Source organism: Hydrogenibacillus sp. N12 (assembly GCF_019645935.1).
GTDB classification, from domain to species: Bacteria; Bacillota; Bacilli; order Thermicanales; family DSM-22653; genus Hydrogenibacillus; species Hydrogenibacillus schlegelii.
Map to the genome: position 1 here is coordinate 1,795,028 of NZ_CP080953.1, position 20,439 is coordinate 1,815,466.

Here is a 20,439-nt window from a genome sequence, read left to right on the forward strand (position 1 = left end):
ACGGCGCGGCGCTTTTTTATGGCCCGGGGGCGTCCGAGGCGTTTTTCCCGGCCGGACGGGTGCCGCCGGCGGCCGGCCGGCCGCTCTCCCGCCGGGCCCGAACCCACGTCTCGAGGAGCGGCATCGCCCCCTCTTCCGTCGGCTCCCGGGACAAAAGCGCCTCGATCGCCCGCGCCGGCGCTTCCCCTCGAAAAAGGACGCGGTAAAGCGCCTCGGTGATCGGCATGCTCACGCCGTGCCGGGCGGCGAGCGCGTAGGCGGCTTCCGTCGTCACGACGCCTTCGACGACCATGCCGATTGACCGGAGGGCCTCATCCGGCGGCATCCCCCGGCCGATCAACCGGCCGGCGCGGCGATTCCGGCTGTGCTCGCTCGTCGCCGTCACGACGAGATCGCCGATGCCGGCCAGGCCGGCAAACGTCATCGGCGCGGCGCCGAGGTGAACGCCCAGCCGGGCGATCTCGTGAAGCCCCCGGGTGATGAGGGCCGCCCGGGCGTTGTCCCCGTAACCGTATCCTTCCGCCAAGCCGGCGGCCAGGGCGATGACGTTCTTGAGGGCGCCGGCCAGCTCCACTCCGACGAGATCGTCGTTCGTGTAGACGCGAAACGTCGGCCGGAACAAGATCCCCTGGGCCTCCCGGGCGTCTTCCCGAGCGCCGGCGACGACGACCGACGTCGGCATCCCCCGGGCGACCTCTTCCGCGTGCGACGGGCCGGAGAGGGCGACGATCCGGGCCGTGCGGGCGCCGAGGACATCCCGGAGCACCTCCGACATCCGCTTCAAGCTCCTCCGCTCGAGCCCCTTAGCGGCGCTCACGACGAGGGCCGCCGGCGAAAGATGGGCCGCCGCCGCCGCCGCCACCGACCGCATCGCCTGGGACGGGACGACGAAAAACACCGCCGACGCGCCCGATACCGCCTCCGCGAGGTCGGCGGTGACGGCAAACGGCGGAAGCAAAACGCCCGGCAGGTAGCGGCGGTTTTCCCGCGTCTCGGCCAGCGCCCGGACGTGCGCCGGATCCCGACCCCAGAGGACGACCTCGTGTCCGTTGTTGAAGATGAGTTGCGCCAGCGCCGTGCCGAAGCTGCCGGCGCCGACGACCGCGACCCGGCGGAAATCCGCCATGGCCTCCTCTCCCATCGGCTTGATCTTTGGCCGCTCCTACCGCCCGGCGGCAGTCCGCCGTCCGGCGGCCTTCGGCGCGGCGGCCTTCGCGGCGATCATCGGCGCTCCCGCCCGGGAGCCTTCAGCGTTCACCCTCCGACGATCTTCGGCGCTCGCTTTCCGGGGGCTTTCGGCGCTCCCCGACCTTCCGACCGGACGGCTCCGCTACGAGCGCTCCGACCGGGTCCGCGCCGGATCGCTCGGCTTGATGACGAAACGAAGCGGCGTTCCGGTGAGGGGAAACGCCTCCCGGAACCGATTTTCCAGATAGCGGGCATATGAAAAATGAAGCCGTTCCGGGTCGTTGACGAAGAGGGCGATCGTCGGCGGCTTCGTGCCCACCTGCGTCGCGTACTTGATCCGAAGCGGTGCCCCTCCCCGGGATGGCGGCGGCGTGAGGGCGATCGCCTCCTGAAGCACGTCGTTCAGGCGGGACGTCGGAAGGCGCAGGGCGTGGTTTTCCGCCACCTGCCGCGCCAGATCGAACAGCCGCTCCACCCGCTGCCCGGTCCGGGCCGAGACGATCTCCACCGGCGCATAGGCGACGAAATCGAGTTCCTCCCGCACCGTCTTCACGAACCGGTCGTACGTCTTGTCGTCTTTGTCGACGAGGTCCCACTTGTTGACGACGAGCAAAAGCCCCCGCCCGGCCCGCTCCGCCGCGCCGGCGATGTGCTTGTCCTGCTCGACGACCCCAACCGTTGCGTCGAGGACGACGAAGACGACGTCCGCCCGCCGCATCGCCAGCTCCGCCCGAAGGACGCTGTACTTTTCCGCCCGCTCGTAAATGCGCCCCCGTCGGCGGATTCCGGCCGTATCGACGAGGACAAATCGCTCCCCCGCCCGTTCCACCACCGTATCGACGGCGTCCCGGGTCGTCCCGGGGACGGGGCTCACGATCGCCCGCTCTTCCCCGGCGAGGGCGTTTAAAAGCGACGATTTGCCGACGTTCGGCCGCCCGACGATGGCGATCCGAAGCCCCTCCTCCTCCCGAGGAGCCTCCTCCGGCGCCGGCGGAAGGGCCGCGAGCACGGCGTCCATCAGCTCGCCGATCCCCGTCCCGTGGGCGGCCGAAACGCCGTAGGGCTCGCCCAGGCCGAGCGCGTAAAAATCGTACCGTCGCTCCAGATGCTTCGGGTGGTCGATCTTATTGACGGCGAGGACGATCGGTTTGCCGGAACGCCGGAGCTTCTCGGCGACGTCGACGTCGTCCGCGAGCGGCCCCGTCTGGCCGTCCACGACGAACAGGACGACGTCGGCCTCGTCGATGGCGAGCTCCGCCTGCGCCCGGACGTTTTTCCCGATCTCGTCCGCCGGGTACGGCTCGATGCCGCCGGTGTCGACGACGACGAGCCGGCGGTTCAGCCATTCGATCTCCCGGTAAAGCCGGTCGCGGGTGATCCCCGGTCGGTCGTCGACGATCGCCCACCGCTCGCCGACGAGGCGGTTGAACAGCGTCGACTTGCCGACGTTCGGCCGCCCGACGATGGCGACGACGGGTAGCATCCCCCTCACCTCGCATCCGGCGGTATTGTACCATCGGCGCCGGAGACGGTCAAAAGCCGCCCGCCGGACTGGCCTTAAAAAGCGGCCCTCCATCCGATCCGGCTCCTCCCGCTCATCGGCGAAGGCGCGGAGCCGCGCCGGACAAGCCCTCGGAGGCGCCCGAAAAACCGTCCGATGCGCCCACCCCGTCCTCCGCCGCGCCGAACACGCCGTCCGCCCGCCGCCCGCCGGCGTCACGCGCCGTCCGCCGCCGGAGGCCGCCGAAGCGGCGGACGGCGGAACGGGCCGCCGAAAAGGCCGCCCGCCAGGCGACCGCCGCCCAGACGACGGCGAAAAGCGCCCCGATCCCCCGATCGCCGGGCGGAAGCGCCGGCAAATCGACCGTCTGCGGGAAGGCGGCGCGCAGGGCGGACACGGCGAGGGCGAGCGCCGCCCATGCGAGGGTGGCGAGCGCCCACGCTTCGGTCTCCGAATCGCTGAGCGCGGCGACGACGAGGGCGAGGGCCGCCCACGGCAGGGCGGGCTCCGGCACGATCCGAAGGGCCGGGTTTTCCACGAGCGCCACAAGAAGCGCCATCCCAAGGCCGGCGACCAAAAGCGTCCGGCCGACGGCCGCAAACGGCGCCCGCCAAACGTCCGGCGCCAGACGGAGCGCGCCGAGCACCAAAAGGGCCGAAGCGGCGCCGTTCAGGCCTGAAAGGCCGGTGAGATCGAGGACGAGGGGAAACGCGGCGGCGAGAAACCACCCCCCGGCCCGACCGTCGACGACGCCGCTTCGCCAGAGCCCCCACCAGACGGCAAGCGAAAGCCAGGCGTATCCGTCCGGCACGACCGTCTCCTCCTGCGGCTCCGTCCTGAAAGGCTGATTTTACCATTTTAGCCGCTGCTGGAAAACTTTAACCCGCAGGAAAGCGCGAAAACCGCCGCCGGGAAGCCGGATCCGCCGCCGGAAATCGCCGCGGTTGCCCGGGAACCCCCGGCCGCCGCGGGCAGGGCCAACGAAAAACCGGCGCCTTCGGGCGCCGGTTCGACTTTATGAGACCTTCACTTCCACGCATCCGGCAGGCGATCGCCCAAAAGATCGCCGATCGTCACGCCGAAGCCGGATTTGTCCTCCTCCTTCGCCGCCGGCTCCGGGCGCGGCGCCGGTTCGGCCTCTTCCGCTTCCCGGATGCTCAGGCTCACCCGCTTTTCCTCCGGCGAGAAGGCCAGCACCTTCACCCGCACCTTCTGCCCCGGCGAGACGACCTCGCTCGGCGTCGCCACCCGCCGGCGGGCGAGCTGCGAAATGTGGACGAGGCCTTCCACCCCCGGCATGAGCTCGACGAACGCTCCGAAAGAGGCGAGCCGCCGGACGATGCCCTCCCGGATCTCGCCGACCCGGATCTCGTCCTTCGCCCGCTCCCACGGACTCGCTTCGGCCTGCTTAATGCTCAGGCTCACCCGCTCGCTCTCCGGATCGACCTTGAGCACCTTCACCTTGACGACGTCGCCGATCTTCAGCTTTTCGCTCGGGTGCTCGACGTGCTCCCAGGACACCTCCGAAATGTGGACGAGCCCGTCGACGCCGCCCAGGTCGATGAAGGCGCCGAAATCGGCAAAGCGGGCCACCCGCCCTTCGACGACGTCCCCGGGGCGAAGCCGCGAAAGCACTTCCGCCTTCTTCGCCTCCGCCTCCTCTTCCAGCACCGCCCGGTGCGAGAGGATGACGCGGTTTTGCTCCCGGTCGAGCTCCAGCACCTTGACCTTGAGCGTTTTGCCTTTGTAGTCGCTGAAATCTTCCACGAACGACGTCGAAACCTGCGACGCCGGGATAAAGCCGCGCAGGCCGACGTCGGCGACGAGGCCCCCCTTGACGATGTCGTGCACCTTCACCTCAAAGGCCTCGCCCCGGTCCCGGTATCCCGCGAGGCGCGCCCACGCCTCCTCGGCGTCGACCATGCGCTTGGAGACGACGAGCTCTTCCTTTTCGTCATTGACCTTTTTCACCTGCACCCGGATCTCGTCGCCGACGGACAGGACGTCGTCGATCCGGTCGATGTGAAGCGCCGACACCTCGCTGATCGGGAGGATCGCCTCGTACTTGTATCCGACGTCGACGAGCGCCTGTTTGTCCTCGATCTTGACGACCTTCCCGGTGAGCCGGTCCCCGACCTGCGGAATCGCCAGCTCGCCCCCGTGCATCGCTTCGTGCTCTTCCATCATGCCTGCGTTCCTCCTTAGCGTCCTTCCACGGACAAAAATGCCTTCTGCCGCGCTTCGGCCAGGGCGACGATGGCGCCGACGACCTCTTCGATCGACTTGTCCGTCGTATCGATTTCGATCGCATCGGGGGCCTTCCGAAGGGGCGCCGTCTCCCGCGTCATATCCTGCCGATCGCGCGCCACGAGCTCCGCCAGAACGTCCTCATACCGGACCGCATACCCCGCCGCGGCAAGCTCCGCGTGCCGCCGCCGGGCCCGCGCTTCCGGCGAAGCGGTGAGAAAAATCTTGATCCTCGCCTCGGGCAGGACGACCGTCCCGATGTCCCGCCCGTCCATCACGACCGCCTCCCGCTCGGCCAGATGCCGGAGCCGGGCGACGACCGCCGCCCGCACCGCCGGGTGTCGCGCCACCCGGGACGCGGCGGCGCCGATCTCCGGCCGGCGGATCGCTTCCGTCACATCCCTCCCGTCCAGTCGAATGCGCACGGCGCCGCCGGCGCCTTCCAGGGCGATCTCGCTTTCGGCCCAGAGCCGGGCCAGCGCTTCCTCGTCGTCCGCCGAGACGCCCGCCTCTCGAGCCTTCAAGGCGAGGGCCCGGTAAAAAGCGCCGGTGTCGATGTATTTGGCGCCGAGGCGTTCGGCGACGCGCCGGGCGACCGTACTCTTCCCTGCGCCAGCCGGACCGTCGATGGCGATAGCCCGCACCGCTCATCACTCCGTGCCAGAACAAAAATAAGAAAAAGCAGGGCAGGTCCTGCTTTGTTCGAGGAGCCTATGTACGTTCCCCAACGCCCGCCGCACCGCGCACTCGCCCTTGCCCCTATCCAATTCTCAATTGCTCCAACCGCATTATACCACGTCCGGAGGCCGAACTCAACGGGGGTTGTCCGCCCCGCCGACTCCGGCCGTCCGCCGGGCGGCGGCATCGAAGGCCGCCTTTCCGGCTTCGGCCCCTTTTACGGCCGCGGCTCGTCGAGCAGGCCCTTTTCCCTTAAAAAGATCTGCCGATCGTACGCAAAGCGCACGAGTCGCGCCTCGTCTCGTGGCCTTAAGCCGAGAAGCTTCACCGACGCAAACCGCCGGACGGGATCGCCCCCTTCTTCCCACAGCCGGACGACCTCGGCTTCGGCGCTCAGAGGCTCCACCGCGCCGTTTCGGAACTGAAGGGCGACGTAAACCTGAAGCCGGTCTCCGCGGGCAAGCATCAGCCCCGGCGGGAGAGGAAACGACAGGCCGCCGGCGCTCACGTCATGGGTTCGCAAGACGAACCGCCGCCCGTCGCCGAGCTCCAGGGCGAGGGGCATGAGCGCCGGCACGCGAAGGTGCTGCCGCCGCTGGGTCCGCTGGACGGTGCCGGCTTCGGGCAGCGCCACCTTAAGAAGCGGGACCCCGCTCCGGGCAAAGCCGAGGACCGTCGTGGGAAAGCGGAACACCCCGCCTGACGCGTCGACCCATGTCACCGCCAGCCGAAGGCCCCGCGGCCAGTGATGGACGAGGCGGCCTTCCGCTTCATCGAGCGGGATGTCGAGATAGAGGGCGGAAGCGTCCCGGTCGGCCACCCGGCTTCGGTAGCGGCGCGTCGGCTCGTCGATCGGCTCGAGGGTCACCACCTGGCCGATATCCGGTTCCATCTCCGTCGCCTTCCGACCGGCCGCCGTTTTGGCATGCCCCGTTGTCCGACCGGTCGATTTCATTGTAGCCGAACGGTTCTGTCCCGTCCACGCCTTCCGCTTTCTCCGTTTTCCATCCTTTCGCTCGTTCCATTTCCCTCGTCCGCTCGTTTCGCTTTTCCCCGTTCCGCTTGCTCGGGTGGGCCTTCCGCTTTCCCGCTTACCTTTCCTCCCCTTCACCGGATCCCGAAAGGATTTCCACGCTTTCTTCGAGCCCGGTGTCGGCGTTCACGAAGATTCGGTAGCGGCTTCCGCCGAGGGAGCCGGTGAAGGCGTACGTGAGAACTTCTTTCCCCGTCTCGCCGACGATGAGCGCCAGCTCGGACGCCTCCACCCGGAAGTCCGGCGCCAGTTTCTCCTGCGCCGCTTCCCGGGAGAGGATCGGGCGAAGCGGGGGCCGCTTCTCCCGGTGAAAGAGGACGTAATCCGACCGGTTGAGGCCGACCACCTCCCCGTCGTCCAGCGCGACGACGACGACGACGGCCTCCGGATAGAGGCGCACCGCGCCGGCGGTCGGCACGAACGTGTACGTGCCGATCCCGTCTTCCACCTCGCTTCGGACGAGGACCATCGCCGGATGGCCGGTCGCCCTGAGAGCCCGCTCGGCCCGAACCCGCCCCTGCTCCGGCGAATAACGCGCCGGGCCGAAAGGGCGGCTTTTCATCCACCAGAGGAGCCGCCCGTCGCCCAAAAGTTCCGCCGTGACGGTCACGTCTTTGTCCGGGGAAAAGGTCACGTCGTAGAGGAGCGCCGCATCGTGGACCGCGACCGCCTCCCCCCGGATGCCGTCCGGAAGCCCGAGGAGCGACCGTGCCCGTTCCACCGCCTCCGCCGGCGGGATCGGCTTTATCCCCTGCCCGAGGCGCCGGAGGGCCGCCTCCCGTCGTTCGGCGCCGGACGCCGGAAGCGGCCCCAGGTCCATGTTGAGAAACGTTTCCGATTCGCTGCCGAGGGAGCGGAGGCCGTCGATCAGCCCGTGATCTTCCTTGAGTTCAGCCTGGGCGAGGGCCTGCTCGACGTCCATCCAGCGGAGCTTCCGGGTGTAGACGGCCTCCTGAAGTTTCTCCAGCTCCGCCCGCACGCGGCCGCTCGCCCGATAAAGCTCGAGGAGCGTGCGGCGCTCTTCGGGCGTGAGCGGATGGGCGTGGACGTCCCGCCGGAGGAGCTGATAGGCGAATTCGCCGATCCGGCTCAAAAACCGCTCCGTCTCGCCGAGGGGCACGAGGGATAAGGGGAGGCCGCCGGCGGCGTTTTGCGCCGCGTTGGCCAGCCGCCAGACGGCCGCCAGCGTCGCCGACTGGGGTCCGGCCCCGTTCGTCGCCGCCGCCCGGCCGAGGGCGTCGTGGAGATCGTCGACGGCGGAGACGAGATCGGCAAAATGATGCTGATAGGCGTTTTCCGCCCGAATGAGGAGGGCGGTTTTTTCCCGAGACTCCCGGTAGCCCCAGTACAGGCTCACGATGAGGGAGGCGACGAGCGCCGCCGCCGTCCACCACGTCGAACGCCGCATGAAAAAACCCCCTTCTCCCGGTAAGATGGGCCGGGAAAAGGGAGCTTATGCAGGCCGGTCTCACCGCACCGCCGGCTCCAGCGGCGTGATCGTAAAGTCGTCGGTGTTGCCGCATATGCACTGGACGAAGCCCGTCTCGATCTCGCCGGATTTGTTCCGTCGCCCGCGGAGGATGTAGACCTCGCCGCACCGGTTGCACTGGATGCGGACTTTTTCGCGGCGCACGCGACTCCCCTCCTCGCGCTTCGGTTCTTGCGCCTCCGTCATCTCCCCGCCCTCCTTTGACGCCGATCCGTTTCTTTGTATGATGTGTCGCCCGGCCGCCGGCGGTGCCGGCGCCGAGCGGACGCCCCTGAGCGCCGCGACGGCGGCGATCGGCGCGGCCGGGATGAAGGGCGCGATGTAAAAAAGAGGCTTTCGCCCGGACGGCCGAAAGCCCCTGAAGCGCGTTGTTCCGCCCGCCGCCGAAACCGCCGCCGGCGCCCTCCCCGCGGTTTCGCCTAGACCCAGCCCCGGAAGCGGGACGCCTCGGCCATCCGCCGGACGCCGACCATGTACGCCGCCAGCCGCATGTCGACGCCGCGGCTTTCCGCCATGGCGACGACGTTCCGAAAAGCCCGAACGAGCTTTTCTTCCAGCTTCGCCAGCACTTCTTCTTCCGTCCAGTAGTATCCCATGTTATTCTGGACCCATTCAAAGTACGACACCGTCACGCCGCCGGCGCTCGCGAGGATGTCCGGCACGATGAAGACGCCCCGCTCCGTGAGGATCCGCGTCGCCTCCCTCGTCGTCGGCCCGTTGGCCGCTTCGACGATGATCTTCGCCTTGATGTTCGGCGCGTTCTCCGACGTGATCTGGTTTTCCACCGCCGCCGGGACGAGGATGTCGCACGGGAGCTCGAGGAGCGCTTTGTTCGTGATCGTATCCTTAAAATGCCGCGTCACCGTGCCGAACGAATCCCGCATCTCCAACAGCCGGTCGATGTCGAGCCCGGCCGGGTCGTAGAGGCCGCCGTAGACGTCGGAGATCCCGATCACCTTCGCGCCGGCGTCGTGCATGAACTTCGCGAGGTAGCTGCCGGCGTTCCCGAACCCCTGGATGACGACCCGCGCCCCCTCGAGGGGAATGCCGACCTTCTTCGCCGCCTCCCGGATCATGATCGTCACGCCGCGGGCCGTCGCCGTCTCCCGCACCTGGCTTCCGCCCAGGACGATCGGTTTGCCGGTGATGAACCCCGGCGAATCGTGCTCCCGGATGCGGCTGTACTCGTCGAGCATCCAGGCCATGATCTGGGCGTTGGTCGCGATGTCCGGCGCCGGAATGTCCTTCGTCGGCCCGACGATCTGGCTGATCGCCCGGACATAGCCGCGGCTTAGGCGCTCAAGCTCCCGGAAGGACAGCTCCGCCGGGTTGACGACGATGCCCCCTTTCGCGCCGCCGTACGGCAGATCGACGATGCCGGCCTTGAGGCTCATCCAGATGGAAAGCGCTTTCACCTCATCCGGCGTCACGTCCGGATGAAAGCGGACGCCGCCCTTCGTCGGCCCGACGGCATCGTTGTGCTGGGCGCGGTAGCCCGTGAAGACCCGCACGCTGCCGTCGTCCATCCGCACCGGGATGCGGACGGTGATAAAGCGGAGCGGCTCTTTTAAAAGCTCATACATCGCATCGGGATAGCCGAGCTTTTGCAGCGCCTCTTTGATGATCGCCTGCGTCTCGGCGAGGAGATTCGTCTCCGCCGAAGGGCTTTCGGCCGGAGATCGGATCGAGGCCGACTCCGGCGCCGCCGCCGGACGCCCCCCCTTGTCCATACCGGTCACCTCGGATCGCGTTCGTTCCGTCCACAAGTATACACCAACGGCGAAGCGGCGCAAGCGAGCCCCCGGCAAGCCCACGGACAAAAAAAGCGGAGCGCATCGACGCTCCGCCCTCCGCCCAAGGCGACCGAACGAAACACCGCCGACCCGGGGACCCGGCCGGTCAGCGACCGGCCGGGTCGGCGAACGGGCCGCCCTCCCCGAAGTACCGCCCGAGGACCTCCACCGCCCGCTCCGGGATGATCGGCTTCCCGTATTCTTCCAGGACGTGTATCGTCACCGGCACGATATCCCCGTACTCAGCCAGGTTGGCGACGAGCTTTTCATAATCCGCCTCGTCGAGCGCCAGCGGCTCAAAGTAGAGCACGTAATGCCCCTTGTAGTGGTAGAGCCGCCCTGCCGGCCCGACGACGGACCGCACGCGCCGGACGGCGGCCAGGAGATGCTCAAAGTCCCGAAACGCGCAGGCGATGTCGTCCCGCGTCTCAAGGGTGACCTCCATTTCGATCGTCTCGCCGTCGAACGGTTCCCCGTCGGATTCCTCCGACGCCTTGGAGACGACGACCACCATCCCCTGCGACGGCAGCGCAAACACCTCGACGGCCACCGGGCCGCTCACTTCAAAGCCGACCTCATAGTAAGCCTGTTCCATCATATCATTGAACAATTCGTGGACTTTCGGCAGATCCTTCCAGAGATCGTCCTTGTCGATGTTCCGTTCCGAGAGGTCGTCGAGCGTGAGGAAAAAGCGCACCTTGTCCGGAGCGATCCGTTCGATGCGCATCCGCGTCCCCTCCTTTTTGCCGGCGGCGCCGCCTCGCGGCCACCGACCGGCCCCCTCTTCCCCCGGCCGGGCGCCGGATCGATCCGCCTCCCATCGCGGAGGCGGCACGCCTAGACGGGACCGATTTTATTATATCAGGGGTCTGGCAATCCGTAAACGGCAAAAAGAAGGGGGCGCCTACGCGTTCGCGTCTCCGTCCGCCTCCGCCTTCGCCTGGGCCTGCTGAAGGTTGACGTTTCTCGCCGGCGCAAAAGTGGAGATGGCGTGTTTGAAGACGAGCTGCTGCCGTCCTTCGGTCTCGATGATGACGGTAAAGTTATCGAAACCGCGGACGAGGCCCCGCAGCTGAAAGCCGTTCACCAGATAGACGGTGACGGGGATGTTCTCCTTCCGCAGGGTGTTCAAAAAGGCATCCTGAATGTTGACCGAGCGGCTCATGGTGGCCGATCCTCCTCTGAGTCTATCTTTCTTTTCTCTATATGCTTTCGCCGTCGGCGGCGAGATGTCCTGCTACGCGGGCAAAAATTTTTTGGCGGGAATCCGGCCGCACGTCCTCATCCCACGGCACCCACTCGATGTCCGGAAGTCGGCGAAACCACGTGAGCTGCCGTTTGGCATACTGCCGCGTCCGCCGTTTAATCCGCGCGACGGCCGCCTCCAGCGACTCCTCGCCCCGGACGACGCCGAGGAGCTCCTTGTAGCCGAGCGCCTGAAGGGCCGTCGCCTCCGGAGGGACGCCGGCGGCGAGGAGGCGCCGGACTTCATCCAGAAGCCCGGCGGCGATCTGCGCCTCGACCCGGGCCTCGATCGCCCGGTAAAGCGCCTCCCGGCGCATCGTAAGTCCGATCATAAGCAGATGAAACGGGCTTTTTCGCTCGGGCGGCGGCGCATTGGGCAAAAGCCCCGCCCCCTCCCCCGCCAGCATCTCGAGCGCCCGGACGATCCGCCGGACGTCGCCCGCGGGGATGCGCCGGGCCACCTCCGGCGCCCGGCTCGAAAGCTCCTGCCAGAGGGCGTGGGCGCCCTCCCGCCGGGCCCGTTCCACCAGCCGTCTCCGGAGCGCCCCGGGGCTCCCAGGCGCAAACCGATATTGCGGATAGTACACGACCGCATTGACGTAAAGGCCGGTGCCGCCGACGAGAAACGGCACCTTTCCCCGGGCCTGGATGTCCCGGATCGCGGCGAGCGCCTCCCGCTGATACCGGGCGACGGAATACCGCTCCCGGGGATCGGCGACGTCGATCAGGTGGTGCCGGATCCGCGCCCGCTCCTCCGGCGTCGCCTTGGCCGTCCCGATGTCCATTCCGCGATAGACCTGCATCGAATCGGCGGAGACGATCTCGCCGTCAAACCGCTCCGCCAGCTCGAGGGAAAGCGCCGTCTTTCCGACCGCCGTCGGACCGACGAGGGCGATGAGCACCCCGTCCGGCCGCCCGCCTGCCTCCGAACCCGTCATCGCCTTTCTCCTTCGGGTACCGCCGCGGCGCCGACGAGCCGGCGGCCGAAGGTAAACGACGCCTTTCGCGGCAGCACTTCAAGGCCGAAGCGGCGGAACACTTCGGCCTCCGGCCGCTCCTTGACGACGACCGCCTTCCGGGCGACCCTAAGCGCCGCCCGATACGCCTCCGGGGAAAGCGAATCCGGCGCGCCAAATCGATAGAGCGGGCGGTTCGACGTCAGAGAACGGGCGACCGGCCGCCGAAACATCGGATCGAACAGTACGACGTCCACCGACCGGGCCGGCATCGCCTCCAGCACCGCCCGGTGATCGCCGTGGACAAGGCGGATCCGCCGCAGCGCCTCCCGCACCGCCGGGGGATGGTCCGGCGGACGGCGGACGGCCGCGTCGGAGAGGATGTAGAGGGGGAGGCTTTTTTCCACCGCCACGACCTCCCCCTCCGGACCGACGGCGTAGGCCGCGACGAGGGCGTCGTGAAGGAGCCCGGCGGTGGCGTCGAGCACCCGGTCACCGGCGGCGAGTCTGGCAAATTCCACCATAGGGTCAGTCTCTCCGGCCCGTAGGCGCTTTATACGGACGGCCGCCGTCCCCGGATGGAAACGGGTTTCGCCGCCGTCCGAATCGACGAGCCGGAGGCCGTCGGCGCCGTAGACGAACGCCCCGTCCGCCTGCCGCTCTTCGACGAGCGACCGGAGGGATCGTTTTTTTCGAGGAACGAACGGAAGGCCGTACCGCTCGGCCAGAGCCCGGGCCGCCCGAAGCGTCTCCCGATCGGCCTCGAGGGCCGTGGTGAAAAAGTAGCGCTCCGTCACGCTCATCCTCGTTCCGCGCGCACCCCCTTTAACGCCGACGAAACCAGCGCTCCAGCGTCTCCGGACCAAGCCGGACGAGGACCGGACGGCCGTGCGGGCAGGTGTACGGTTCCTCCGCTTCGGCCAGCGCCCGGAGAAGAGCCGCCATCGAAGCGTCGCCGAGCCGCCGGTTGGCCCGGAGGGCGCCCTTGCACGCCTTCGTCTTCAGCGCCTCATCCATGACGTGAAGGAGCGTCTCCACCGTTGCTGCCTCGCCGTCGGAGACGGCGATGAGGAGCGCCCGGGCCGCCTCCTCCTCCACCCAGGCGGGATATCCGGTCAGCGCGATGCGGCCGTCCACCGCGTCCAGCTCAAACCCGAGCGCCTGAAGCGCCGACCGGGCCGACGCCAGCGCTCGCGCCTCCGCCGGCGTAAGCGCAAGCTCGATCGGCACGAGCGGCCGGACGGTCCCCCCTCCCCCCGCTCGGGCCAGGCGCTTGAGCGCCTCATATCGCACCCGTTCCTCGGCCGCGTGCTGGTCGACGATGTACAGCCCGTCCTCCCCTTCGGCGAGGATGTAGGCGTCGTACAACTGAAGGAGCGGCCGAAGCGTCGGAAACGGCTGTTTTTCCCCGCCCGCCCCGGCCGGCTCCGGCGTCCCGACCGGCTCCGGCGTCTCCGGCGCCAAGCGCCCCTCATCGGCCGTCGGAAGCGGAAAAGCCGCCCGATCCCCCCGGCCGTCTCGCATCGCCGCAAGAAGCGCCCGGACCGCCGGCCGCATCCCGCCCGGATCCCCCGAAGCGGCGCCGGAAGACGGTCGCCGCCCGGTGTTCGCCCCGGCGGCGCCGTAGGCGGCCGACGCCTCCCGCACGACGCCCGGAGAAAAGGCATCCGGAAGGGGAAAACGGCCGCTCTGCTTCGGCGCCGGTCGGTCCGACCGGGGGGGATCGCCCGTCTCGCGAAAGATCGGCCCGAACGGAACCCCGGTGCGGCCGTGTTCCCCGACGCCAGCCGAAGGGGCCGGATCGTCGCCGGAAGGTCGCCCGGGCGGCCGCCGGTCGCCCGTCGGCCATCCCGCCGACGGGATGAGCCGCGCCCGATCGAGGGCCCGTCCGACGGCCCGGCGAACGAGGCCGAGCACGTGCCCTTCGTCGGCAAACCGCACCTCCCACTTGGCCGGGTGGACGTTGACGTCGATCAGCGTCGGGTTGAGATCAAGATAGAGAATCGCGTACGGATAAAGCCCCCGCAAAAGGCGCGTCTCGTACGCGTCCAACACTCCTTTGACCAAAAGCGGCGCCCGCACCGGCCGGCGATTGACGAACATGTAGAGCGGCTTCGACCGCCGGGCGAGCTCCGGCCGGCCGACGAACCCGGCCACCTTCACGTCGCCGGCGGTCTCTTCCACCGGGATCAGCCCGGCGGCGACGTCCGGTCCGAAGAGCTGCAAGACGACGTGTTCCGTCCGGCCGTCACCGGCCGTCTTCAGCCGCTCCCGGCCGTCGACGGCCAGCCGGAAGGCGATGTCCGGCCGCGCCAGCGCTTCCCGGACGACGACGTCCTCCATGTGGCCGACCTCGGTCTTGCCCGACTTTAAAAATTTGAGCCGGGCCGGGGTATTGAAAAAGAGATCCCGCACCTCCACCGCCGTGCCGAACGCCCCTTCCGCCGGCGCCGGACGGCCGATGACGCCCCCGGCGGCCTCGATCGTCCACGCCGTCGGCGCCTCCGGCGGCCGGCTCGTGAGGCGGACCCGGGCGACGGCGGCGATGCTCGGGAGCGCCTCCCCGCGGAAGCCGAGGCTCGTCAGGCGTTCAAGATCGCGAAGATCGCGGATCTTGCTCGTGGCGTGCCGATCGAACGCCGCCACGAGATCGTCCGGCGTCATCCCCTCGCCGTCGTCGACGACCGCGATCCGCCGAAGCCCCGCGCCCTCGATCTCGACGCCCACCGACCGGGCGCCGGCGTCGAGGGCGTTTTCGACGAGCTCCTTGACGACCGACGCCGGCCGCTCCACCACCTCGCCGGCGGCGATCTGGTTGGCAATTTCCGGACCGAGCCGAACGATCCGCCCCATCGTCTCCCTCCTTCACCGAGCCGCCCAAGACCCGGTCGAGCCCCGGCCGCCCGCGATGATCGCCTGCCCGACGGACGCTCGTCGGGCAGGCGGCCCTCCCGACGGGTTCACCGCCCGGCCGGCGGCCGGGCGTTTTTCGGTGTTTTCTCCGGCCCCGTCGAGCGCTTCGGCCCGTCGCTTTCGGCGGCCGCATCGGCGACGGGAGCTTTGTTGGCGGCACCGAGCTCCGCCTGCCACTCACGGAGCCGGTCGAACGCCTCCAGGGGCGTCATCCGCTCGAGGGGAAGCCGCCGGATCGCTTCCGCCACCCGGAGGGCCGCCGCCACCGCCGGGCTTTCGCCTTCCTGTTTCGCACCGGCGGCCGCGGGCGTCCGGTCGACCGGCTCGGCCGGAGACGTTCGGTCGGTCGTCTCGTCCGGGATCATCCGCTTGGCCGTCTCGACCGTGGTCGAGCCGCCGCCGTCAAAAAGCGTCGGCTGCTCTTCCGGCGTCCGGCCGCCGTAGCGCCGGACGAGCGCTTCCGCCCGGCGGATGATCCGCTCCGGGAGCCCGGCCCGAGCGGCGACGGCGATGCCGTACGAGCGGGAGGTCGCCCCGGGGCGGAGACGATACGTAAAGATGATCCGCTCCGCCTCGACCTCGACGCCCATGTGGACGTTCACCAGGCCCGAAAGCCGGCCTTCAAGCGCCGCCAGTTCGTGAAAATGGGTCGACACGAGCGCCTTGGCGCCGACGACGTCGTGGATGTACTCGATCACCGCGTGAGCGATGGCGATGCCGTCTTCCGTGGACGTCCCCCGGCCGAGCTCGTCGATGAGGATGAGGCTTCGGGGCGTCGCCTCCGTCACCGCAAGCCGGACCTCTTTCATCTCCACGAGGAACGTGCTTTCCCCCTGGACGAGGTCGTCGGCGGCGCCGATCCGGGTAAAGATCCGGTCCACCGGCGTGAGCTCCGCCGCATCCGCCGGCACGAAACTGCCGATTTGAAATAAAATCTGCGCCAAAGCGACCTGTCGCATGAGCGTGCTCTTTCCGGCCATGTTCGGCCCGGTGATGAGGAGGATCCGGCGCCGATCGTCGAGCACGACGTCGTTTTTGACGAACCGGCCTTCCGGCAGGACCGCCTCCACGACCGGATGCCGGCTTCCGCGAAGGACGATCCGGCCGTCGTCCCGGATCACCGGTTCGACGTACCGTCGCCGGACGGCAAGCTCCGCCAGCGCCGCCGCGACGTCGAGCTCCGCCAGTCCGTCGGCGAGGGCCCGGAACGCCTCGCCGCTTGCCTGCAGCCGTCCGATCAGCTCCGCATACAGCGCCCGCTCCCGGGCTTCGAGCCGCTCAACCCCCTCCCGTTCGGCCTCCTCCCACGCCCGGAGCGCTTCCGTCACATACCGCTCGCCGCCGGCGATCGTCTGCTTGCGGACGTACTCCGGCGGCACCCGGTCGAGATTCGCCTTCGTCACCTCGATGTAGTAGCCGAACACCTTGTTGTAGCCGACCTTGAGCGACCGAATCCCGGTCCGCTCCCGCTCTTCGGCTTCGTAGCGTCGAAGCCACGCCGACCCTTCTTCGAGCACCGCGCGAAGGCGGTCGAGCTCCGCATCGTACTCCGGCCGGAAAAAGCGGCCTTCGCCGGGGGCGGCCGGCGGCTCATCCGGAAGCGCCCGCTCGAGGAGCTCGAGCGCCGCCTCGATCGGCGCCGCCTCCGCGGCGAGAAAGGCCCGGACGACCATCGGTGCCCCTTCCGCCGACGAAAGCACCGCGCGAAGGCGAAGCGCCGCCCGAAGCGTCTCCCGGAGCCGGGCCAGGTCACCGCCGGACGGCGTGCCGAGGGCAAGCCGCGCCGTAAGCCGCTCCAGGTCGTACATCGCCTGCAGCGCTTCCCGCACCCGGTGCCGGAGGAGCCCCTCCCGAACGAAAAACGCCACCGCCTTAAGCCGCTCGGCGATCGCCGCCCCGTCGACGAGGGGCCGTTCGAGCCGCCGGGCGAGTCGCCGCCGCCCCATCGGCGTCTCCGTCCAGTCGATCACCTGAAAGAGGCTCCCCGCCGCCTCCCCGGACCGCTTCCGGCGGAAAAGTTCCAGGTTCGCCCGTGTGTACGGGTCGAGGACGAGGGTCCGATCCCGGCGGTACGCCTGAAGCGGCCGGAGCGCCCGAACGAGCGCCGGGTAAACCCGCCGCACATAGGCGTAGAGGGCTTCCGCCGCCGTTCGGGCCGGCGGCGGCGCCTCCGGCGGACAGAACGCCGCCGGGTCCGACCCCTCCCGTGCCTCCGGCGCCCCGGGCGGATCAAACGGCGTCACCGGAACGCCCAACCGGGCAAAAAACGCCTGCATCCCCTCCGGCGCCGCCGCCGGCACGAGCACCTCCCGCGTCCGAAAGGCGATCAGTTCTTCGGCAACCGCCTGAAGCGTCGGCAAACGCTCTGCGAGCACCGCCCCGTCGCCGGTCGTGGCATCGACGAACGCCACGCCGTACGCGCCTTCCCGGCCGTACACCGCCGCCAGATGACCCGGCCCGTCGTCGACGAGCCCCTCCTCGACGGCCGTCCCCGGGGTGATGATCCGGACGATCTCCCGCCGGACAAGGCCTCGGGCGGTCTTCGGGTCTTCCACCTGCTCGCAGATGGCGACCTTATAACCGTGCTCGAGGAGCGTCCGGATATACCCTTCGGCGGCGTGCACCGGCACGCCGCACATCGGCACCCGCTCCCGGCCGCCGTCCCGACCGGTGAGCGTGAGCCCCAGCACCTTGTGCACCACGTGCGCGTCGTCGAAAAACAGCTCGTAAAAATCGCCGAGGCGAAAAAAAAGGAGCGCATCCGGCACCTGCCGGCGGAGCTCCAGATACTGCTGAAACATCGGCGTCAGTCCGTCCGCCATGGCCGTCACCGAGGCCATTATACCACACCCGCAAAGCCCGTCCACGGCCCGGCCGGATCGCCGCCCCACATGGCGAGGACGTCGTCCGCCTCCCGCCAGCGCCACCCGGCGTCCATCCGCGCCTGAAGCACCGCAATCGCCCGAAGCCCCGCCTCGGCCGGCGCCTCCGGAATGCCTCCGTCCCGCCGGCGGAGGACCGCCTGAAGCCGCCGAAGCGCCGCCGTGGCCTCCGGGCAGACGACGGCGTCCTCGCCGGCATAGTACCCCCGGACGACCGCAGGGGGAAGCGGATCCGCCGGAAGTGCCGCCTGCGATCGGACGACCGCCTCCGCCAGCGCGAAGGCCGCCCAGAGGAGCGCCGGATCGACGAAGAGACTCGGCAGCGTCCGATATTCAAACCCGCCGTGGGCCTTCAGGCGCACATCGCCGAGGCCGCCGTAACGGGGGCGCCGACGGCGGCCCGCCGGGTCTTCCAGACAAAAAAACGGCAGCGCCACGTACCGATCAAGCGCCCGAAGAAGCCGGTGCTCCGGCAAGATGCCGCTTACGTGCAGGTGGGTCCCCAGGGACAGACTCCCCGTCGGGCGGGCCCCGGCCCGGACGGCAAACGGCCGCCGGAGCCGCCGACGGACGGCGGCGATCGCCTGTCCGAACAGGGACGCCGCCTCCCGGACGACCGCTTCCGCCCGATCTTGGGGCGCCGGCCGGAGTTCGGCAATCGGGCGATGCGCGCGCCCCGACCGCCCCCGGACGACCTGCCGGTCCGTCCCGATCGGACCCGCCTCCGGAAACAAAAGCGACGCCGGGACGATCCTGCCGCCGGCGTCAACGATCAGCCATTCCAGATCGGCGCCGAACCGAAGCCCGCCTTCGCCTGCCCCCGCCGGAGCCGGAACGGTCCCGCCGGCCGAAGGCGGGGCGGTCCCGCCGGTCGGGCCGACCCTCGCGGTCGGCCGGACGGCGACAATGCGGCCGCTTCGGCCGGCGTCGAGGAGGATGACCTCGCCGGCGTCCCGGCCGAGAAGATACATCGCCCGCCAGGCGGTGAGCGCAAGCCGGGCCGCCCGGCGGTCGCCGCCCCTCCGCAGCCGGTCAACGTCGGCCGCCCGGGACCCCTCCCCCGGCGCGTCCCGGGTGAACGCTTCGAGCAGACGGCGGTAAAAATCCGGCGGCTCGGCACAGGCGACGGTTCGGCCGTCCAGAACGATGCGAAGCAGGCGGGCGGTCCCGGCGGCCGCCGGCCCGGCGGCGCCGACCTCGATGCCGGCGGCGGCGAGCGCCGCCCGCTCCGCCGGGCGGAACGCTCCGTCGTTCTGCGTCATCGTCAGCGGAGATCTTCGATGATGATTTCCCCGTCGTCGAAGCCGTCGTCCTTTTCCTCTTCGTCATCCACCTCACCGCACGAAGGGGCGACGTAGACGCACAGCTTCGTCTCGCCGATCACCTCAGTCGAAAAGGCCTTTTCGACGACCACCTGCGCACCCGCGCCGTGGACCTTCGCCTCGACGGCGTTCGGCGCTTCCGTCACCCGCGTCCGCACCTCAAACGCGTCGCCGATGATTTCGCTGTCGAGAAACGAAAGCGGGATGCGCTCGACGTACTGGACCGTCTCCTTGGCCACTTCCGTCTTCGTGTTGTCGTCGTACGAGTACCAGACGTCGATGTCGTACGCGCCTTTGACCTCCACTTCATCGCCGGCTTTATGCGAAACAAACGTGTGGTTGATCACCCAGCAGCCGAGGATGCTTGACGGCGCGTGCGGCGTGGCGATCTGGTGGGTGGTCTGGCTCAGGCGGCTTCCCCGGGCCACCACCGCTTTGGTGATGATCTCCCGGGATGCCATCTCCGTTTCATTCGTCGCCATCGTCTTCGCTTCCCCCCTCCGGAGCGGTCGATACATCTCTATGCAGGGCGCTTGTCGGGGGTGAAGACGAAAAAAGCCGGCCCGATGGGCCGGCTTGCGCCCGCGACCGAGCGCGGGGCAGTCGATTCACCGGTCAGCCGATCCGATCCCGCTCCCGGAGCGCCGCCTCAAGCGCCGCCACGTCGTCCGGGGGCAGGCGGCCCGACCGGCCGCTCAGGACGTCACCGCCGGTGTCCACGATGATGCGGTCGGTCACGGCGTTGGCGATCGTCGTCGTGATGAGCTGGAGGAGGTCGTTCACCTCCGTTTGGGCCGCCTTAAACTCCTGGACGATCGGAATCGCATCGAGCTCCGCTTCGAGCGCCCGGATTTCCGCCTCGACCTGCTCGAGATAGGCCTTCTTGCCGAGGTGCTCCGCGTTGACCGCCTCTTTTTGCTTTCGCTTGATCTCGGCGATGAGGGAAGAGACGCGGCCGTTCGCCTTGATCTTCTGTTCGGCGAGCTGATAAAAGCGGACTTCCTCCGACTGAGCGATAAAATCGGCAAGCTCCCGGGCTTTGGCCAGGATCTCTTCCCGGGAACGAAGCGGAAAACGTCGAGCGCCCTCCGGCGCCGGCACCTGGGACATCGGCCTTCCCCTCCCGAAAGCTTGGCGTTCGGCGAGCTCATTCGTCGGCGGCGGCCCCGGCCGAAAACCCATGCCGGCGGCG

18 protein-coding genes are annotated in these 20,439 nt (G+C 69.0%); all 18 read right to left on the reverse strand.

All coding sequences use genetic code 11. The features are described 5' to 3' along the window. Positions 1–16: 16 nt before the first annotated feature. Positions 17–1,126: an NAD(P)H-dependent glycerol-3-phosphate dehydrogenase gene (locus tag K2M58_RS08440; RefSeq protein WP_220678859.1), complete on the reverse strand. Its 1,110-nt coding sequence runs from the start codon at positions 1,124–1,126 to the stop codon at positions 17–19. Between the two features lie 204 nt (positions 1,127–1,330). Then, a complete protein-coding gene (gene der, locus K2M58_RS08445) occupies positions 1,331–2,671 on the reverse strand; it encodes a ribosome biogenesis GTPase Der (RefSeq protein WP_220677203.1) in 1,341 nt (446 codons plus the stop codon). 112 nt (positions 2,672–2,783) lie between these two features. Further along, positions 2,784–3,500, reverse strand: a complete 717-nt coding sequence (locus K2M58_RS08450; RefSeq protein WP_220677204.1) for a hypothetical protein — start codon at positions 3,498–3,500, stop codon at positions 2,784–2,786. Positions 3,501–3,715: 215 nt separating this feature from the next. Continuing rightward, positions 3,716–4,876 (reverse strand): 30S ribosomal protein S1, encoded by a 1,161-nt coding sequence (rpsA, locus tag K2M58_RS08455; protein ID WP_066441596.1) that lies wholly within the window; start codon positions 4,874–4,876, stop codon positions 3,716–3,718. Between the two features lie 14 nt (positions 4,877–4,890). Further along, positions 4,891–5,580 carry a (d)CMP kinase gene (gene cmk, locus K2M58_RS08460; RefSeq protein WP_220677205.1) on the reverse strand — a complete coding sequence of 230 codons (690 nt, stop codon included), beginning with the start codon at positions 5,578–5,580 and terminating at the stop codon, positions 4,891–4,893. A 251-nt stretch (positions 5,581–5,831) separates the two neighbouring features. Further along, the gene (locus tag K2M58_RS08465; protein ID WP_220677206.1) at positions 5,832–6,506 is read right to left on the reverse strand and encodes a flagellar brake protein; all 675 of its coding nucleotides are present in this window, start codon (positions 6,504–6,506) and stop codon (positions 5,832–5,834) included. A 199-nt stretch (positions 6,507–6,705) separates the two neighbouring features. Continuing rightward, complete coding sequence (locus K2M58_RS08470) at positions 6,706–8,055, reverse strand: PepSY1/2 domain-containing protein (protein WP_220677207.1); 1,350 nt, start codon at positions 8,053–8,055, stop codon at positions 6,706–6,708. Between the two features lie 60 nt (positions 8,056–8,115). Next, entirely contained in the window at positions 8,116–8,322 is a 207-nt protein-coding gene (locus K2M58_RS08475; RefSeq protein ID WP_220677208.1) for a hypothetical protein, read from the reverse strand. Between the two features lie 233 nt (positions 8,323–8,555). Further along, the gene (locus K2M58_RS08480; protein ID WP_220677209.1) at positions 8,556–9,866 is read right to left on the reverse strand and encodes a Glu/Leu/Phe/Val family dehydrogenase; all 1,311 of its coding nucleotides are present in this window, start codon (positions 9,864–9,866) and stop codon (positions 8,556–8,558) included. Between the two features lie 169 nt (positions 9,867–10,035). Then, on the reverse strand, positions 10,036–10,656 hold the full coding sequence (locus K2M58_RS08485; RefSeq protein ID WP_220677210.1) for a genetic competence negative regulator: 621 nt from the start codon (positions 10,654–10,656) through the stop codon (positions 10,036–10,038). 177 nt (positions 10,657–10,833) lie between these two features. Further along, positions 10,834–11,094, reverse strand: coding sequence for an RNA chaperone Hfq (gene hfq, locus K2M58_RS08490; RefSeq protein ID WP_220677211.1), 261 nt, complete (start codon positions 11,092–11,094; stop codon positions 10,834–10,836). Between the two features lie 37 nt (positions 11,095–11,131). Continuing rightward, the gene (gene miaA / locus K2M58_RS08495) at positions 11,132–12,112 is read right to left on the reverse strand and encodes a tRNA (adenosine(37)-N6)-dimethylallyltransferase MiaA (RefSeq protein ID WP_220677212.1); all 981 of its coding nucleotides are present in this window, start codon (positions 12,110–12,112) and stop codon (positions 11,132–11,134) included. Continuing rightward, positions 12,109–12,927: a class I SAM-dependent methyltransferase gene (locus tag K2M58_RS08500; RefSeq protein WP_169793292.1), complete on the reverse strand. Its 819-nt coding sequence runs from the start codon at positions 12,925–12,927 to the stop codon at positions 12,109–12,111. Before K2M58_RS08500 ends, miaA begins: the two co-directional genes overlap by 4 nt. Positions 12,928–12,955: 28 nt before the next feature. After that, positions 12,956–14,983: a DNA mismatch repair endonuclease MutL gene (mutL, locus tag K2M58_RS08505; protein WP_066197794.1), complete on the reverse strand. Its 2,028-nt coding sequence runs from the start codon at positions 14,981–14,983 to the stop codon at positions 12,956–12,958. Between the two features lie 107 nt (positions 14,984–15,090). After that, positions 15,091–17,883: a DNA mismatch repair protein MutS gene (mutS, locus tag K2M58_RS08510; protein WP_220677213.1), complete on the reverse strand. Its 2,793-nt coding sequence runs from the start codon at positions 17,881–17,883 to the stop codon at positions 15,091–15,093. Further along, positions 17,883–19,187 (reverse strand): putative amidoligase domain-containing protein, encoded by a 1,305-nt coding sequence (locus K2M58_RS08515; RefSeq protein WP_220677214.1) that lies wholly within the window; start codon positions 19,185–19,187, stop codon positions 17,883–17,885. Before K2M58_RS08515 ends, mutS begins: the two co-directional genes overlap by 1 nt. 2 nt (positions 19,188–19,189) lie before the next feature. Further along, positions 19,190–19,729 (reverse strand): outer spore coat protein CotE, encoded by a 540-nt coding sequence (gene cotE, locus K2M58_RS08520; protein ID WP_066197803.1) that lies wholly within the window; start codon positions 19,727–19,729, stop codon positions 19,190–19,192. A gap of 133 nt (positions 19,730–19,862) precedes the next feature. Further along, positions 19,863–20,357 carry a YlbF/YmcA family competence regulator gene (locus tag K2M58_RS08525; protein ID WP_220677215.1) on the reverse strand — a complete coding sequence of 165 codons (495 nt, stop codon included), beginning with the start codon at positions 20,355–20,357 and terminating at the stop codon, positions 19,863–19,865. Positions 20,358–20,439 lie beyond the last annotated feature (82 nt).

What these genes read in the sequence shown, in the direction of transcription:
- K2M58_RS08440 (WP_220678859.1), bottom strand. Translation starts at nt 1,126, where the DNA reads ATGGCGGATTTCCGCCGGGTCGCGGTCGTCGGCGCCGGCAGCTTCGGC.
- der (WP_220677203.1), bottom strand. Translation starts at nt 2,671, where the DNA reads ATGCTACCCGTCGTCGCCATCGTCGGGCGGCCGAACGTCGGCAAGTCG.
- rpsA (WP_066441596.1), bottom strand. Translation starts at nt 4,876, where the DNA reads ATGATGGAAGAGCACGAAGCGATGCACGGGGGCGAGCTGGCGATTCCG.
- K2M58_RS08465 (WP_220677206.1), bottom strand. Translation starts at nt 6,506, where the DNA reads ATGGAACCGGATATCGGCCAGGTGGTGACCCTCGAGCCGATCGACGAG.
- K2M58_RS08470 (WP_220677207.1), bottom strand. Translation starts at nt 8,055, where the DNA reads ATGCGGCGTTCGACGTGGTGGACGGCGGCGGCGCTCGTCGCCTCCCTC.
- K2M58_RS08475 (WP_220677208.1), bottom strand. Translation starts at nt 8,322, where the DNA reads ATGACGGAGGCGCAAGAACCGAAGCGCGAGGAGGGGAGTCGCGTGCGC.
- K2M58_RS08480 (WP_220677209.1), bottom strand. Translation starts at nt 9,866, where the DNA reads ATGGACAAGGGGGGGCGTCCGGCGGCGGCGCCGGAGTCGGCCTCGATC.
- K2M58_RS08485 (WP_220677210.1), bottom strand. Translation starts at nt 10,656, where the DNA reads ATGCGCATCGAACGGATCGCTCCGGACAAGGTGCGCTTTTTCCTCACG.
- hfq (WP_220677211.1), bottom strand. Translation starts at nt 11,094, where the DNA reads ATGAGCCGCTCGGTCAACATTCAGGATGCCTTTTTGAACACCCTGCGG.
- miaA (WP_220677212.1), bottom strand. Translation starts at nt 12,112, where the DNA reads ATGACGGGTTCGGAGGCAGGCGGGCGGCCGGACGGGGTGCTCATCGCC.
- mutL (WP_066197794.1), bottom strand. Translation starts at nt 14,983, where the DNA reads ATGGGGCGGATCGTTCGGCTCGGTCCGGAAATTGCCAACCAGATCGCC.
- mutS (WP_220677213.1), bottom strand. Translation starts at nt 17,883, where the DNA reads ATGGCCTCGGTGACGGCCATGGCGGACGGACTGACGCCGATGTTTCAG.
- K2M58_RS08515 (WP_220677214.1), bottom strand. Translation starts at nt 19,187, where the DNA reads ATGACGCAGAACGACGGAGCGTTCCGCCCGGCGGAGCGGGCGGCGCTC.
- cotE (WP_066197803.1), bottom strand. Translation starts at nt 19,729, where the DNA reads ATGGCGACGAATGAAACGGAGATGGCATCCCGGGAGATCATCACCAAA.
- K2M58_RS08525 (WP_220677215.1), bottom strand. Translation starts at nt 20,357, where the DNA reads ATGTCCCAGGTGCCGGCGCCGGAGGGCGCTCGACGTTTTCCGCTTCGT.